Annotated in this window: 17 protein-coding genes; all 17 read right to left on the reverse strand. The window is 68.0% G+C overall.

Annotated features, from left to right (window positions below):
* Positions 1-14: 14 nt before the first annotated feature.
* On the reverse strand, positions 15-2,375 hold the full coding sequence (locus tag AC0KS4_RS20750; protein ID WP_238956828.1) for an arylsulfatase: 2,361 nt from the start codon (positions 2,373-2,375) through the stop codon (positions 15-17).
* A 115-nt stretch (positions 2,376-2,490) separates the two neighbouring features.
* On the reverse strand, positions 2,491-2,838 hold the full coding sequence (gene rpsQ / locus AC0KS4_RS20755) for a 30S ribosomal protein S17 (RefSeq protein ID WP_225330082.1): 348 nt from the start codon (positions 2,836-2,838) through the stop codon (positions 2,491-2,493).
* Positions 2,838-3,071, reverse strand: a complete 234-nt coding sequence (rpmC, locus tag AC0KS4_RS20760) for a 50S ribosomal protein L29 (RefSeq protein WP_008260802.1) — start codon at positions 3,069-3,071, stop codon at positions 2,838-2,840. The genes rpsQ and rpmC overlap by 1 nt, the downstream gene beginning before the upstream one ends.
* Positions 3,071-3,487: a 50S ribosomal protein L16 gene (gene rplP / locus AC0KS4_RS20765; RefSeq protein ID WP_068073415.1), complete on the reverse strand. Its 417-nt coding sequence runs from the start codon at positions 3,485-3,487 to the stop codon at positions 3,071-3,073. The genes rpmC and rplP overlap by 1 nt, the downstream gene beginning before the upstream one ends.
* A gap of 3 nt (positions 3,488-3,490) precedes the next feature.
* Positions 3,491-4,324 carry a 30S ribosomal protein S3 gene (gene rpsC, locus AC0KS4_RS20770; protein ID WP_225330081.1) on the reverse strand — a complete coding sequence of 278 codons (834 nt, stop codon included), beginning with the start codon at positions 4,322-4,324 and terminating at the stop codon, positions 3,491-3,493.
* Positions 4,324-4,866, reverse strand: a complete 543-nt coding sequence (gene rplV, locus AC0KS4_RS20775; RefSeq protein ID WP_225330080.1) for a 50S ribosomal protein L22 — start codon at positions 4,864-4,866, stop codon at positions 4,324-4,326. The genes rpsC and rplV overlap by 1 nt, the downstream gene beginning before the upstream one ends.
* Positions 4,863-5,144 carry a 30S ribosomal protein S19 gene (gene rpsS, locus AC0KS4_RS20780; RefSeq protein WP_009957090.1) on the reverse strand — a complete coding sequence of 94 codons (282 nt, stop codon included), beginning with the start codon at positions 5,142-5,144 and terminating at the stop codon, positions 4,863-4,865. The genes rplV and rpsS overlap by 4 nt, the downstream gene beginning before the upstream one ends.
* 29 nt (positions 5,145-5,173) lie before the next feature.
* Positions 5,174-6,016: a 50S ribosomal protein L2 gene (gene rplB / locus AC0KS4_RS20785; RefSeq protein WP_008260807.1), complete on the reverse strand. Its 843-nt coding sequence runs from the start codon at positions 6,014-6,016 to the stop codon at positions 5,174-5,176.
* Positions 6,017-6,044: 28 nt separating this feature from the next.
* Positions 6,045-6,347, reverse strand: a complete 303-nt coding sequence (rplW, locus tag AC0KS4_RS20790) for a 50S ribosomal protein L23 (RefSeq protein WP_003873516.1) — start codon at positions 6,345-6,347, stop codon at positions 6,045-6,047.
* On the reverse strand, positions 6,347-7,018 hold the full coding sequence (gene rplD, locus AC0KS4_RS20795) for a 50S ribosomal protein L4 (protein ID WP_225330079.1): 672 nt from the start codon (positions 7,016-7,018) through the stop codon (positions 6,347-6,349). The genes rplW and rplD overlap by 1 nt, the downstream gene beginning before the upstream one ends.
* A complete protein-coding gene (gene rplC, locus AC0KS4_RS20800; RefSeq protein WP_225330078.1) occupies positions 7,018-7,671 on the reverse strand; it encodes a 50S ribosomal protein L3 in 654 nt (217 codons plus the stop codon). Before rplC ends, rplD begins: the two co-directional genes overlap by 1 nt.
* A 14-nt stretch (positions 7,672-7,685) precedes the next feature.
* Positions 7,686-7,991 carry a 30S ribosomal protein S10 gene (rpsJ, locus tag AC0KS4_RS20805; protein WP_003873519.1) on the reverse strand — a complete coding sequence of 102 codons (306 nt, stop codon included), beginning with the start codon at positions 7,989-7,991 and terminating at the stop codon, positions 7,686-7,688.
* A gap of 488 nt (positions 7,992-8,479) precedes the next feature.
* Positions 8,480-9,079, reverse strand: coding sequence for a TetR/AcrR family transcriptional regulator (locus AC0KS4_RS20810; protein WP_225330086.1), 600 nt, complete (start codon positions 9,077-9,079; stop codon positions 8,480-8,482).
* A 134-nt stretch (positions 9,080-9,213) separates the two neighbouring features.
* Positions 9,214-10,653 carry a mycofactocin dehydrogenase MftG gene (mftG, locus tag AC0KS4_RS20815; protein ID WP_238956829.1) on the reverse strand — a complete coding sequence of 480 codons (1,440 nt, stop codon included), beginning with the start codon at positions 10,651-10,653 and terminating at the stop codon, positions 9,214-9,216.
* A gap of 8 nt (positions 10,654-10,661) precedes the next feature.
* Complete coding sequence (gene mftF / locus AC0KS4_RS20820; RefSeq protein ID WP_238956830.1) at positions 10,662-12,080, reverse strand: mycofactocin biosynthesis glycosyltransferase MftF; 1,419 nt, start codon at positions 12,078-12,080, stop codon at positions 10,662-10,664.
* Complete coding sequence (mftE, locus tag AC0KS4_RS20825; protein ID WP_238956831.1) at positions 12,077-12,808, reverse strand: mycofactocin biosynthesis peptidyl-dipeptidase MftE; 732 nt, start codon at positions 12,806-12,808, stop codon at positions 12,077-12,079. The genes mftF and mftE overlap by 4 nt, the downstream gene beginning before the upstream one ends.
* Before the next feature lie 161 nt (positions 12,809-12,969).
* The gene (mftD, locus tag AC0KS4_RS20830) at positions 12,970-14,157 is read right to left on the reverse strand and encodes a pre-mycofactocin synthase MftD (RefSeq protein WP_238957388.1); all 1,188 of its coding nucleotides are present in this window, start codon (positions 14,155-14,157) and stop codon (positions 12,970-12,972) included.
* Position 14,158 lies beyond the last annotated feature (1 nt).

The raw sequence follows: 14,158 nt of genomic DNA on the forward strand, positions 1-14,158 counted from the left end.
TCGCGCGGCCGCCGTCAGTCGCGCGAAAAGGCAAGCGCGATCTCGGTTTCCACGTCCCGATAGGGTCGGCCGGACAGGTCGACGGTGACCTGGGCGATGGTCCCGCCGGTGAACGCGAACGGCACCTTGAAGCGACTGGAGACACCCGATCCGCCGTTACGGCCGACCGTGATGCCCGCACCGGCCAGCCCGAAGGTGCCGGGATGGGTGGTCACCCCGGCGAGCGTGCCGACGACCTCGTCGTCGATGAACAGCGTCAGGTCACCGAGCGGCGTATGACTGTTTTCGACCGTTCCGGTGCGCGAATAGCTGGCGCCGAACAGATGTCTGCCCAACGGCACGGCCTGCGCCGAGGAGACCTCCTGCTGGCGCTCGCCGAGGAAGTTGTACACGTAATGCAGCCGCCCGTCCTGGATGAACAACACATGCCCACCGTGCGCGCCGCCCTGCTTGAACAGCACACCCTCGGCGCCGGTGGTATCGATGGTCACCTCGGCCAGCACCGAGAACGACCGGCCGCGGATTTCGGCGGCGGCGCCGATGCTCACATCCGCGCAATCGGGATAGTAGATGTAGCTGACCCGGTCGCCGACCAGATACGGTCGCGACCGCCCCAGGGTCTCCAGAATGTTGAAATCCGACAGCGGCAGCCCGTTGTACTTGGCGGCTTCCGAGAACCACAACGCCTTGAGTTCTTCGAGTTTTTCCGGCTTTTCGTCCGCGAGGTCGTGGCATTGGCTGCGGTCGGCCTCGATGTGGAACAGTTCCCAGCGGTCGGCGTCGAAATGCGACCAGCCGGCCGGTGTGGCCGCATGCACGGTGTTGGCGAACCAGCCCTCGTGCCAGATCCCTCGGGTACCCAGCATGGTGTAGAACTGGGTGCTCTTGCCGGTGGTGGCTTTCGGATCGGCAAGGGCCGCTTTGAAACTCACGCCGTCCAGGGGTTTCTGGGGTATACCCTTGACGGTTTGCGGCGGCGCCAGACCGAGCAGGTCGTAGACCGTCGGCGTGATATCGCAGACGTTGACGTAGTTGTCGCGGACCTCGCCGTGCGCGGCAATCCCGTTGGGCCAGGAGATGATTGCGCTGTCGGCGATACCGCCCTCGTGGGAGGCGTACCGCTTGTAGAGCTTGTAGGGCGTGTTGAACGCCATCGCCCACCCGATCGGGTAGTGGTTGTAGGTCTGCGGGCCGCCGAGATGCTCGAACAGCTTCATGCTTTCTTCGACCGTGTCGATGTAGCCGTTGAAGAACTTGCCCTCGTTGACCGAACCGTTCGGGCCGCCCTCGCCGCTGGCGCCGTTGTCGGAAATCACCACGATGATGGTGTTGTCGAGCTGACCGGAATCCTCGAGATAGTCCAGGATCCGGCCGATCTGGGCGTCGGTGTAGCTCAGGAACCCGGCGAACACCTCGGCCATCCGGGAAAACAGCTTCTTCTCGTCGTCGGCCAGCGAGTCCCAGGGCCGCACCGTGTCCTGCAGGGGCCACGGCTCGCCGCCGGGCCCCTTCACGTCGAGATACGGGTTGACCGGCGACAATTCGGTGTCCGGCGGCACGATTCCCATCGACTTCTGCCGCTCCAGCACGATCTCGCGGTAGCGCTCGTAGCCCATGTCGAAGCGGCCGGCGTAGCGGTCGGCCCATTCTTTGAAGACGTGATGCGGCGCGTGCCCGGCGCCGGGGCACACGTAGGAGAACCAAGGCTTCTCGGGCGCAATCACTTTGGCATCGCGGATGAATTCGATCGTCTTGTCGGCGAGGTCCTTCGAAAGGTGGTAGCCGTCCTCCGGGGCTGCCGGCGGGCTCACCGGGTGGTTGTCGTACACCAGGTCTGGATACCACTGGTCGGTCTCGCCGCCCAGAAACCCGTAGAACCGCTCGAAGCCCCGCGCGATCGGCCAGTGCCGCTTCGTCGACGCCAGGTTCGATTCTTCCAGCGGCGTCAGGTGCCACTTGCCCACGCAGTAGGTGTTGTATCCCTGTTCGGCGAGAGCCTCGGACAGCAGGGCCGTGTCGAACGGGATGCGGCCGTTGGCGTTGGGGAAGCCCTCGGTGAACTCTTCGATGGTGGCCATGCCCACGGTCGTGGCGTTGCGCCCGGTGAGCAGCGACGCCCGGGTCGGTGAACACAGCGCGGTGGTGTGAAACTGCGAAAGCCGGATGCCACGCTCGGCGATACGCGACATGGCGGGCATCTCGACCAAGCCGCCGAAGCAGTCCCAGGTCGCAATGCCCGTGTCATCCCAGACCAGATAAAGGACGTTCGGTGCGTTCTGCGGCGCGGTCGGCGCGGCATACGGGCCCCAATCCGGTTCGGAATCCCGGATATCGAGCTCGATCTTGCCTTGGAAGCCTCGCGAGTCAGTGGACATGCGCCGAGCGTAACGTGGCCGCGAACTTTCCGCGTTTTTTCGCAGTGGCGTTACATTCGGCAAGCAAAACGCCCGAGACGATCACGTCCCGGGCGTTTCGACGTCGCTCCAGGCCTTACTTCGCCTTTTCCAGAATTTCGACGAGCCGCCAGCGCTTGGTCGCCGACGTCGGGCGCGTTTCCATCAGCGAGACGCGGTCGCCGATCCCGGCGGCGCTGTTCTCGTCGTGCGCCTTGACCTTCTTGGTGGTCCGGATGATCTTGCCGTACAGCGGGTGACGCACGCGGTCTTCCAGTTCGACCACGATGGTCTTCTGCATCTTGTCGCTGACCACGTAACCGATGCGCACCTTGCGCCGGCCGCGCACCTTCGGGTTGGCCGGAGTGTTCTTGGGGCCCTTATCCTTCGACGCGGCTTGGGCTGCGGCGGCCTTCTTGGGGGCGGCCTTCTTGGCTTCTGCCATCACGATTCCTTACCATCGGGCCCGGAAGCCAGGCCCAGTTCTCGTTCGCGCAGCACGGTGTAGACGCGCGCGATCTCCTGACGCACGGTGCGGAGCCGGCGGTTGTTGGTGAGCTGGCCGGTCGCCATTTGGAAGCGCAGGTTGAACAGCTCTTCCTTGGACTCGCGCAACCGCTCGGTCAGCTCCTCGTCGGTGAGCTCGCGCAGTTCGCCCGGCGAAATTCCCACTGCCATCAGAACTGTTCCTCTCGAGTCACGATGCGAGCCTTGATCGGCAACTTGTGGATCGCGCGGGTGAGCGCGGCGCGGGCGATCTGCTCGTTGGGGTAGCTCAGCTCGAACAGCACCCGGCCCGGCTTGACGTTGACCACCCACCACTCCGGCGAACCCTTACCCGAACCCATCCGGGTTTCCGCGGGCTTCTTGGTCAGCGGGCGGTCGGGGAACACGTTGATCCACACCTTGCCGCCACGCTTGATGTGCCGGTTGATGGCGATACGAGCGGACTCGATCTGCCGGTTGGTGACGTAGGCGTGCTCCAGAGCCTGGATGCCGTAGTCACCGAAGTTCACCGCCGTGCCGCCGCTGGCGATGCCGCGCTGGCGGGGGTGGTGCTGCTTGCGGTGTTTAACTCTGCGTGGAATCAACATGATTCAGCTCTCCGTGCTTTGCGGTTCTGCAGCGGGTGCGGCGGCCGCGGCGCTTGCAGCGCCCTCTTCGGCACTGGCTGCCCGGCCGGCCTCCGTGCTGGTGGCCGTGGTGCCCGACGCGCCACTGCGGCGCGGGCGGGTGCCCGACGGACGTTCGCGGCGGGAACGCTCGGCGCCCGCGGGAGCGGCGGCGGCCAATTCGCGCTTGCCACCGACGATGTCGCCCTTGTAAATCCACACCTTCACACCGATCCGGCCGAAGGTGGTCTTGGCCTCGTACAAGCCGTAGTCGATGTCGGCGCGCAGCGTGTGCAGCGGCACCCGGCCCTCGCGGTAGAACTCCGAGCGGCTCATCTCGGCGCCGCCGAGACGGCCGGAGCACTGCACCCGGATGCCCTTGACGTTGGGCTGGCGCATCGCCGACTGGATGGCCTTGCGCATCGCCCGACGGAACGCGACCCGGTTGCTCAGCTGCTCGGCGACGCCCTGCGCCACCAATTGTGCTTGCGACTCAGGGTTTCTGACTTCGAGGATGTTGAGCTGCACCTGCTTGCCGGTCAGCTTCTCCAGGTCGGCACGGATCCGGTCGGCTTCGGTGCCGCGACGGCCGATGACGATGCCCGGACGCGCGGTGTGGATGTCCACCCGGACGCGGTCGCGGGTGCGCTCGATCTCCACGTCGGCGATCCCGGCCCGCTCCAGGCCCGTCGACAGCAGCCGGCGGATCGCGACGTCTTCCTTGACGTAGTCCGAGTACTGCTTGTCGGCGTACCAGCGTGACTTCCAGTCGGTCGTGATGCCCAGCCGGAAGCCGTGCGGATTGATCTTCTGGCCCACTAGTCTGAGCCTCCCTTCGCGTCAGAGGTCTCAGACGTCTTGGCTTCGGCTTTCGGTGCGGCCTTCTTCGCGGGCGCCTTTGCCGCGGTCTTCTTGGCGGGCGCCTTGGTGGCCGGCGCCTTCTTGGCGGCGGCCTTGCTGGCCTCGGCGCGACGGGCCCGGGTCGACTTCGCCGACCGCTGGTCCTTCGCCGGGCGGCTCTCCACCACGACCGTGATGTGGCTGGTGCGCTTGCGAATCCGGAACGCGCGGCCCTGGGCGCGCGGGCGGATGCGCTTGGCTGTCGGGCCCTCGTCGGCGTAGACGGTGGCGACCACCAGGGTCGACGGGTCCAGCCCGTTGTTGTTCTGCGCGTTGGCGGCGGCGCTGGCGATCACCTTGGCCACCGGCTCACTGGCGGCCTGCGGCGCCCAGCGCAAGATGTCCAGCGCGTCGGTCACCGAGCGGCCGCGCACCAGGTCGATCACCCGACGCGCCTTCCTCGGCGACACCCGCACGAAGCGTGCTTTGGCCACCGCCGACGGAAATTCAGTTGTGGTCATCGCCGTTTGGCCTTCCGGTCGTCCTTGATGTGTCCCTTGAAGGTGCGAGTGGGCGCGAATTCACCAAGCTTGTGACCGACCATCGACTCGGTGACGAACACCGGGACGTGCTTGCGTCCGTCGTGGACCGCGAAGGTGTGGCCGATGAAGTCAGGAATGATCGTCGAACGGCGCGACCATGTCTTGATCACCTGTTTGGTGTTCTTCTCGTTCTGCGCGTCCACCTTTTTGAGCAGGTGGCCGTCGACGAACGGGCCCTTCTTCAGGCTGCGTGGCATGTGCTGACTACTCCTGGTCCTGGGCTTCCTCAGCGACCGTGCTTCTTGCCGGTACGCCGGCGTCGCACGATGAGCTTGTTGCTGGCCTTATTGGGATGGCGGGTGCGGCCCTCGGGCTTGCCCCACGGGCTCACCGGGTGGCGACCACCGGAGGTCTTGCCCTCACCACCACCGTGCGGGTGATCCACCGGGTTCATGACCACACCACGGACCGAAGGGCGCTTGCCCTTCCACCGCATGCGGCCGGCCTTGCCCCAGTTGATGTTCGCCTGCTCGGCGTTGCCCACCTCGCCGACGGTGGCGCGGCAGCGCACGTCGACGCGGCGGATCTCACCGCTGGGCATACGCAGCGACGCGTAGGTGCCCTCCTTACCGAGCAACTGAATGCTCGCGCCGGCCGACCGCGCCAGCTTGGCGCCACCGCCCGGCCGCAGTTCCACGGCGTGGATCACGGTACCGGCCGGGATATTGCGCAACGGCAAGTTGTTGCCCGGCTTGATGTCCGCGTTCGGACCCGTCTCCACCACGTCGCCTTGCGAAAGTCCCTGCGGCGCAATGATGTAGCGCTTCTCGCCGTCCAGGAAGTGCAGCAACGCGATGTTGGCGGTGCGGTTGGGGTCGTATTCGATGTGGGCGACCTTGGCGTTGACGCCGTCCTTGTCGTTGCGACGGAAGTCGATCACCCGGTAGGCGCGCTTGTGGCCGCCACCCTTGTGGCGGGTGGTGATGCGGCCGTGCGCGTTACGCCCGCCGTGACCGTGCAGCGGCCGTACCAACGACTTCTCCGGGGTGGAACGAGTGACCTCGGAGAAGTCGGACACGCTTGCGCCGCGACGGCCTGGGCTCGTCGGCTTGTACTTACGAATTGCCATGTCTAATCAGGTCTTCCTCTCGCGGCGGCTAGGCCGGTGCCCCGAACAGATCGATCGGCTTGCTACCCGGCGCCAGCGTGACGATGGCCCGCTTGGTGCTCTTGCGCTTGCCGAATCCGGTCCTGGTGCGCTTCCGCTTACCCTGCCTGTTTGCGGTGTTCACCGATGCGACCTTGACGGAGAAGATCTTCTCGATGGCGATCTTGATCTGCGTCTTGTTCGAATCGGGGTGCACCACGAACGTGTACACGTTGTCATCGAGGAGCGAATAGGACTTCTCCGAGATGACCGGGGCCAGAATGATGTCGCGGGGGTCAGTGACGGTCGCCATCAGGCCGAAACCTCCTCGGGGGTACCGGTGTTGGCGCTGATGTAGGCGTTGAGGGCCTCCACGCTGAACACCACGTCGTCGGAGCGAAGCACGTCATAGGTGTTGAGCTGGCCGGGCGTCAGAATGTGCACACCGGGCAGGTTGCGCACGCTCTTGGCGCCGGCTTCGTCGCTGCGTCCGATCACGACCAGCACCTGCTTGCGGTCGGTCAGCGTGCTCAAGAACGCCTTGGCGTCCTTTGTCGACGGGGTTTGGCCCGCGACAATTTCGGTGATCGCGTGGATGCGCCCGTTGCGCGCCCGGTCGGACAGCGCACCGCGCAATGCCGCGGCGATCATCTTCTTGGGCGTGCGCTGGCTGTAGTCACGCGGCTTGGGGCCGTGCACGACGCCACCACCGGTGAACTGCGGGGCCCGCGTGGAACCCTGCCGGGCGCGGCCGGTTCCCTTCTGCCGGTACGGCTTGCGGCCACCGCCACTGACGTCGCCGCGCGTCTTGGTCGAGTGCGTGCCCTGGCGCGCCGCCGCGCGCTGCGCGGTGACGACCTGGTGCATCAGCGCGATATTGGCCGGGGCGTCGAACAATTCGGCCGGCAACTCGATCGAGCCGTCGACCTTGCCGGCCGGTGTCTTGACGTCGATCTTGAGCGTCTTGGAACCTTGTGCTGCCATCACTTCTCACCTCGTTTGACCGCGCTGCGGACCACCACGAGTCCACCGGTGCGGCCGGGGACCGCACCCTTGATCAGCAGCACGCCGTTCTCGGTATCGACCTTGTGCACCAACAGGTTTTGGACGGTCACCCGGTCGTTACCCATCCGGCCCGCCATCCGGGTGCCCTTGAACACGCGGGCGGGGGTGGCGCAACCACCGATGGAACCCGGGCGACGGTGCACCGCCTGGGCGCCGTGACTGGCGCCCTGACCACGGAAGCCGTGGCGCTTCATGGTGCCGGCGAAGCCCTTTCCCTTGGAGGTGCCGGTCACGTCGACGTAACTGCCGTCGCTGAAGATCTCGGCCGTCAGCTCCTGGCCGACCTGGTATTCGGCGGCCGCGTCCGGGTTGTCCAGCCGCAGCTCGGCCAGAAACCGGCGCGGGTTGACGCCCGCGGCCGCGTACTGACCGGTCACCGGCTTGTTGACCTTGCGCGGACTGATCTCGCCGTACGCCAGCTGCACGGCGCTGTAGCCGTCCTGCTCCGGCGTGCGGATGCGGGTCACCACGTTCGGCCCGGCCTTGACGACCGTCACCGGCACAATCCTGTTGTTCTCGTCGAATACCTGCGTCATGCCCAGCTTGGTACCGAGAATGCCCTTACGCGCCATTGCTCTGTAACTCCCTACTGGATATTGACGTCGACACTGGCCGGAAGGTCGATGCGCATCAGCGCGTCAACCGTCTTCGGCGTCGGGTCGAGGATGTCGATCAGCCGCTTGTGCGTGCGCATCTCGAAGTGCTCCCGCGAGTCCTTGTACTTGTGCGGTGAGCGGATGACGCAATACACATTCTTCTCGGTCGGCAGCGGCACCGGCCCTACGACGCTGGCACCCGTGCGGACGACGGTCTCGACGATCTTGCGCGCCGACGCGTCGATAGCCTCGTGGTCGTAGGCCTTAAGCCTGATGCGGATCTTCTGTCCCGCCACGCTTCTCCTACCCTCGCTCCCGTTGAGCCCCGTTACCCGGGCTCAAATAATCCATGTCCTCAGTGCCACCGGCGCGCCGATCGGGCCGGCCGTTGTTGGCCGATCGAGCGTTGCGCCGGATAGTGCGCCGCTGTTTACCTGTCGTGGTCCACCGGCCCCCGCGGTCGGGTGTGTCACCCTCCCACAGCCTCGGCGCGCCGATTTCACGATCGAAATTCGTCGCTCTCAAAGGATGGGACCGGACGCGCCCGTTTGGACGCTGGTCGTATGCCCGACCAGGCGCAAACCCGGCTCAAGGCAACCTGAACAGTATGCCCTAGATCGGGGCCCGAGCAAAATTCGGGCAGGATCTCGGGCCGAATCCCCCGCACCCGCCCCGGCCGGGGTCACGACGCGGCGCTAACGCGCAGGTCAGAGGCCCACAGGTGGCCGATGCCAAGGCCGAGACCAGTGCCCATGAGCACACCGGACCACGTTCGTGGGTGGTCTCAAGCACCCGCCTGTTCTGTGTTCGCCACGTCAGCCCGATTGGCCTGGACATGCAGGAAGCCGTCGACCGCCGCCAGCGCGCATTCGCGGTAGTCGAAATCGGGCAGGGTGGACAGGCGGCCGAGCACCAGCGGGCCGATGAGCAGGGCGATCGCCCGGGATCGGTCCACCTCGCCCAACTCGGCGGCCTCCGGGCTGTCGAAGATCGCGTCGAACGGCTCCGCGTACTGCTGCGCGATCCGCTCGCGCAGGGTGGTGATCGCCGCGCTGTCGGCGTTGCCGCTGCGCCGGGGTTCGGGCAGCCCCTCCAGGTCACGCCCCAGCGCCAGCCAGGACATGGCCGTCATGACGGTGGGCGCGTGGGCCACGGATTCGGCCTGGGCCAGCACCACCGCGACCAGGCGGTCACGCAACGACCCCTCGGCCGGCGGGGTCGGGGACGCCGGTATCAGGCTGTTGAAAGCCGCTGCCAGCAAGTCGTTTCCGCTCGGGAAGTGGCGGTACAGCGTCGCCCGTGCCACGTTGGCGGTGCGGGTGACCGCGTCGACCGTCACCGCGCTGGGGCCCCCGGCGCGCAGCAGCGTGACGGCGGCGTCCAGCAGCCTAGCCCGCGACCTCGCTGGGCGCGGATCGGTCGTCCCCGCGGTAATGGCGACCACCTCCTGTCTGAGAGCGAGACTATCGGGTCGAAACCCCCGGTGTCTGCCGCCGCCGGAGCGATCGCCGCCGGGCGTCACCGAACGAATTCCGCGGCCCGGTGCCCGATCATCACGATCGTGGCGTGCGGACCGCGGCTGGTGATCGCGGGCAGGATCGAGCCGTCGATCACCCACAGGTTGTCGATGCCGTGGACCCGGCACCGGGGGTCGACGACGGCCCGCGGGTCCCCGTCGACGCCCATCGGCGCGGTGCCGCACAGGTGTTGCGACGTAGACCAGACGGCTGACGCGGAACCGATTGCACTGCCCGCCAATTCGCGGGCCAATTCGCTGCCCCGGCGCAGGGCGGCGACGTCGCCGGGCTCGCTGTCGTAGCGGTGCTCGATGCGCGGCTCCGCGTCGGGATCGGCCGAGACCAGCGTGATGCGGCCCCGCGCGCGTGGTTGCATGAGCGCCACCCCGATGTGCGGCCAGTCGGCGTGCCCGGCGGTGCCGTCGCCGGTCATCGCCACGAATCCACCGGTGTACGGCCTGATCTCGAGGCCGTCGGCCGTGCTGAGCACCACCTCGAGCACCGGCCGCCCGGGGGCCACCGTCCAGTCGGTGGGCAGGACCCACTCGGCGTGATCGCTGAACGAAGCCCCGACCGGCAGCGCCGCGACCACCGGCACCCCGGCGGCGGCCAGCATGCCGGCTTCGCCGATGCCCGAGAGCATGAGGAGATGCGCGGTTTCGATGGCGCCGCCGCACAAGACGATCCGGTCGGCCGTGAACGTGGCGTGGCCGTGCGCCCCGATCGCGTCCACCCCCACCGCGACGGTCCCGTCGAAACGCAACCGCGCCACCCGGGTCCGCGCGTGCAGGCGCAGGTTCGGCCGGCTCAGCGCCGGGATCAGGTACCCGGCGCCGGAACCCCGGCGCACACCGTCGACGATATTGAGCGGGACGGCGCCTATCCCGGAAACCGGCTCCGCCGCAACGTCATTGAGGTCAGCGATCCAGCCGAATCCCGCGCTCTCCGCGGCGGTGATGAAACGCTGTGTGGTGCCGGTCATTTCGTGGGTGCGACGCACGAGAATGGGGCCGCTGTCGCCGTGGGCGGGACCGTCGAAGTCCAGGTCGGTCTCGATGGCGCGGAAGCTGTCCAGCACGTCGGACCATCCCCAGCCCGGCAGGCCGAGGCGGTCGAAGTCGCGGGGCAACCCGCGGCAGAAGTAGCCGCCGTTGATCGCTCCCGATCCGCCCACCGTGGCCCCGCGCACGATGGGGTGCTGCCGCGCGGGTTCCTCGGTCAGACGGGTCTGATAGCGCCGGACCAGCGGGCTGCCGACGCCGATCGGCAACTGCAGACCGTTGGCGGTCCGCGCGAGCAGGCCCGGATCGTCGAGGGCGGGGCCCGCCTCGAGGACGGTCACCGTGCGGCCAGGATCGGCGGAAAGGCGTTCCGCGACAACCGATCCAGCGCTGCCGGCGCCGACGATCAACACATCGCTGTGCGAGACGGCTGCGGTCAAGGCGCTGGCTAACTCCGGATCTGGGGCTTCAGGGCTCGCACGTTGCGCTCCCGCAGCACACCCCACCACAACCCGAGCCCGTACGCCAGGTCGTCGACGCGCTTGAGCACCAGGTAGGTCGGCAGCCCGATCGGTTCGACGTCATCGCCGATGGCGTCGCGGCGGCGGAGCCAGTCGGCCACCCCGTCCATGACGGCCGCGACCACCACCACCCGCCGGAAATGCCGCGACATGGTCGCGGCCACCAACGCCAGCGGCCAGTAGTGCCGGCACAGCGCCGACGCCAGCTGCAGCGCCGCCGACCACAGGCCACGGCCCGCGATCGTCACCACATCGGTCATCGACGTCTCCGCGCTGCGCATCGCCCGCGCGATCCGCCGACCCGTCAGGACGGCCAGCAGGATGGACGCCAGCCGCGACAGCGTGGACCCGAACGCCATCAGGATCCACGTGGTCAGCGCCCAGCCGGAGATCACCACCGGCGCCGTCTTGTCCGGGTGGCGCACCGACAGCGGGGCCGCCGAGCCGCCGTAAAACGCTTTGCGCGCAAGCCAATCCCGTAGTTCGGTGCGGTGGTCGTGGGCGACCAGCGCGATCGGCTCGTAACGCAGCCGGGCACCCGACTCGATCAGCCGCCAGCACAGGTCGACGTCCTCGCCGGACTGCAACGTCTCGTCGAACCCGCCGACCTCCCGGATGGCCGAGCACCGGCAGATGATCGCCGCGCTCGGGACGTAGGACACGGTGCTGTGGGGCAACACCGGGGCTTCGCGCTCACCGAGGTCCAGCGAGGAGTGCACCGCCTCGTAGCGGGCCACCACGTTCTCGCTGTGCGACAGGCCGACGATCCGCGGGGCCACCAGGCCGACGGTCGGGTCGCAGAAGTGACCGAGCAGGGCTTCCAGCCAGCCCCGGCGCGGCGCCACGTCGGAATCCAGGAACGCCACGAAGTCCGTCCGGCAGGCCGCCAGCCCGCTGTTGCGGGCCGCCCCCGGGCCCTTGCTGCGGTGGTGGCGCAACACCTCGATGTCGCAGTGCGCGCCGACGAAGTCTTCGGGCTCGACGGGGCGGGACGAGCCGTCGTCCACCACGACGACACGCAGACCGCGCAGCGCGCTCACCAGGCGCCGCACGCCAGAAAGGTTGTTGCGCACCGGGATTACCACGGTGACGTCGTGGTGCGACGGGCCGCCCGCGGGCCGGGGGTGCGCCACCGTGGCGTCCAGCAGGGTGCGGGCGAGCTGGGCGCTGACGTCGTCGCGCACCTTGAGCCGGCCGTCGCAGAGCAAGTCCTGGGCGGCCGGCGCCAGCTTCAGCAGCCGGGTCGGCGAACCGCCCAGCAGGGCCGAGCCGTCGCCGAGCACCCGCACGCGGCGGTCGACCTGGACGGCGAAGCCGTCGGGCAGCCGCGTCGCCGACGCGGTCATGCCAGCATCCCGTCCGGCCCCGGCCCCCACCGGGCGACGCGACGAACACACTCGTCGACCATCCCGGCGACGATGCGCTCACCCTCGGCGGCGGTGGCGGTGGTCGGGTCGCCCAGCACGCCGACCGGGCTGACCGCCGCGACTCCCCCGCGGCGCATCGAACCGAGCAACTCGGGCAACGGTGCGGTGTTTCCGGCCAGCCACCGGTCGGTCCGCACATCGGCCGGCGAGATATGCAGCAACACCGATGTTTCGGTATGCCCGGCGTGCGCGTCGGCGCCGGGGGCCACACAGGGGCACCATCCCGCGTCGCGGCCCTCGGCGCGCAGCCTGGCCACCGCGGCGTCCAGCGCGGCGACGTTGCCGCCGTGGCCGTTGACGAAGACCAGGCGCCGGGCCCACGTGGCCGCCGACCTGCCGTACTCGACCAGCAGCAGCGTCAACGCCTCGGTGCCGAGCGAAATCGTCCCGGCGAAGCTCTGGTGCTCGCCGCTCGCGCCGTAGGCGATGGCCGGCGCCACCAGCCACTCGTCGCCGAGGCGGGCTCGGGCGCCGCGGGCGACCGCCGTCGCGATCCGGGTATCGGTGTCCAGCGGCAGGTGTGGACCGTGCTGCTCGGTCGACCCCAGCGGAACCATGACCGACGGCGCGATGCCGGACAGCTGGCTCGACGTCGCAGTTCCAAGTTCGCCGAGTACGGGCACTCGGTGATGGTAGGACGAATTCACCTGGCGTGCACCAATTGTTGAAGCCTGAAAATAAGTTTTTTTCCACACCGTTCATCGGTCATTCGAATTGTCGGCTCGTTCGTCACGGTTACCCCGCCAGTACCACGATTTCCGTGGCCGTCAAATATCCGACAAAGCCGCCCGGGATAGCCCGACTTGCGTTATTCGCCGGCCGACGGCACGCCCAGCGCCCGGGCGAAACCGGGCGGCACCAGGATGTCACCGGGCCCGAGGTCGTGAATCGAGGAATGTCCCAGACCCATCAGGGCCGAGTCGATGCCGCCGCGCAAGATGTCGAGGACGTTCTCCACGCCCGGTTGGCCGGCCGCGGCCAGGCCCCACAGGTACGCCCGGCCGATCATCACGGCGCGCGCCCCCAGCGCCACGGCCTTCACGACATCGCTGCCGCGCCGGACGCCGCCGTCGAGCAGCACCTCGACCTGATCGCCGACGGCCGCGGCGATCGCGGGCAGGGCGCGAATCGAGGCCGGGGTGCCGTCCAGGTTGTTGCCTCCGTGATTGGACACCGAGATCGCCGAAACCCCCGCATCCACAGCCCTTTTGGCGTCATCGACACGGATCACGCCCTTGAGCATGAACGGGCCGCCCCACAGTTCGCGAAGCCAGGCGATGTCTTCCCAGGTCGGCGGTGGCGTGCCCATCCACTCGCCGTAGGCCGCGAAGAACGGGGGCCCAGGCTCGCCACGGCGGCCCTGGTTGGGCACCCGCAGCTCCGGCGGCCGCATGGTCTTCGCCCACTGCAAGAACCACCGCGGTTTGGTGATGACCTCCGGGCTCATCTTGAGGATGGTCTTGAGGTCCATCTTCTCCGGGATCGAGGGGCTGCCCCAATCCCGGCCGTGCGAGAAGCTCCAGTCGGTGGTGACGATCAGCCCCGCCGCGCCGGCCGCCCGGGCGCGCTCGACCCGCGCGGCGATCGCGTCACGGTCGCCCAGCCAGTACACCTGGAAGAACAACTTGGGGTTGGCCGCGATGACCTCTTCGATCGGCTTGCTGGCGAACGAGGACAGCCCCATGGCGGTGCCGCGGGCGGCGGCGGCCCGCGCGACCGCCACCTCGCCGTCGGGGTGCACGGCCTGCACGCCGGTCGGGGAGATCAGGACCGGCATCGAAATGTCCTGTCCCATAACGCTGGTCGACATGTCGCGCTTTGCGGGTGCGCCGACCACGTGGGGGGCGAAACCGAGTTCACCGAAGGCTTCGACGTTGTCGGAGACGGTGATTCCCTTTTCGCTGGCCGAAATCAACGACGAATAGGCCGATTTCGGCAACCGGCGCTTGGCCCGCTGCTGCGCGATGGCGACCGTTTCAAACCATTTCTCGGCCATT

The organism is Mycobacterium sp. NTMscope_MAC_12 (assembly GCF_976985675.1).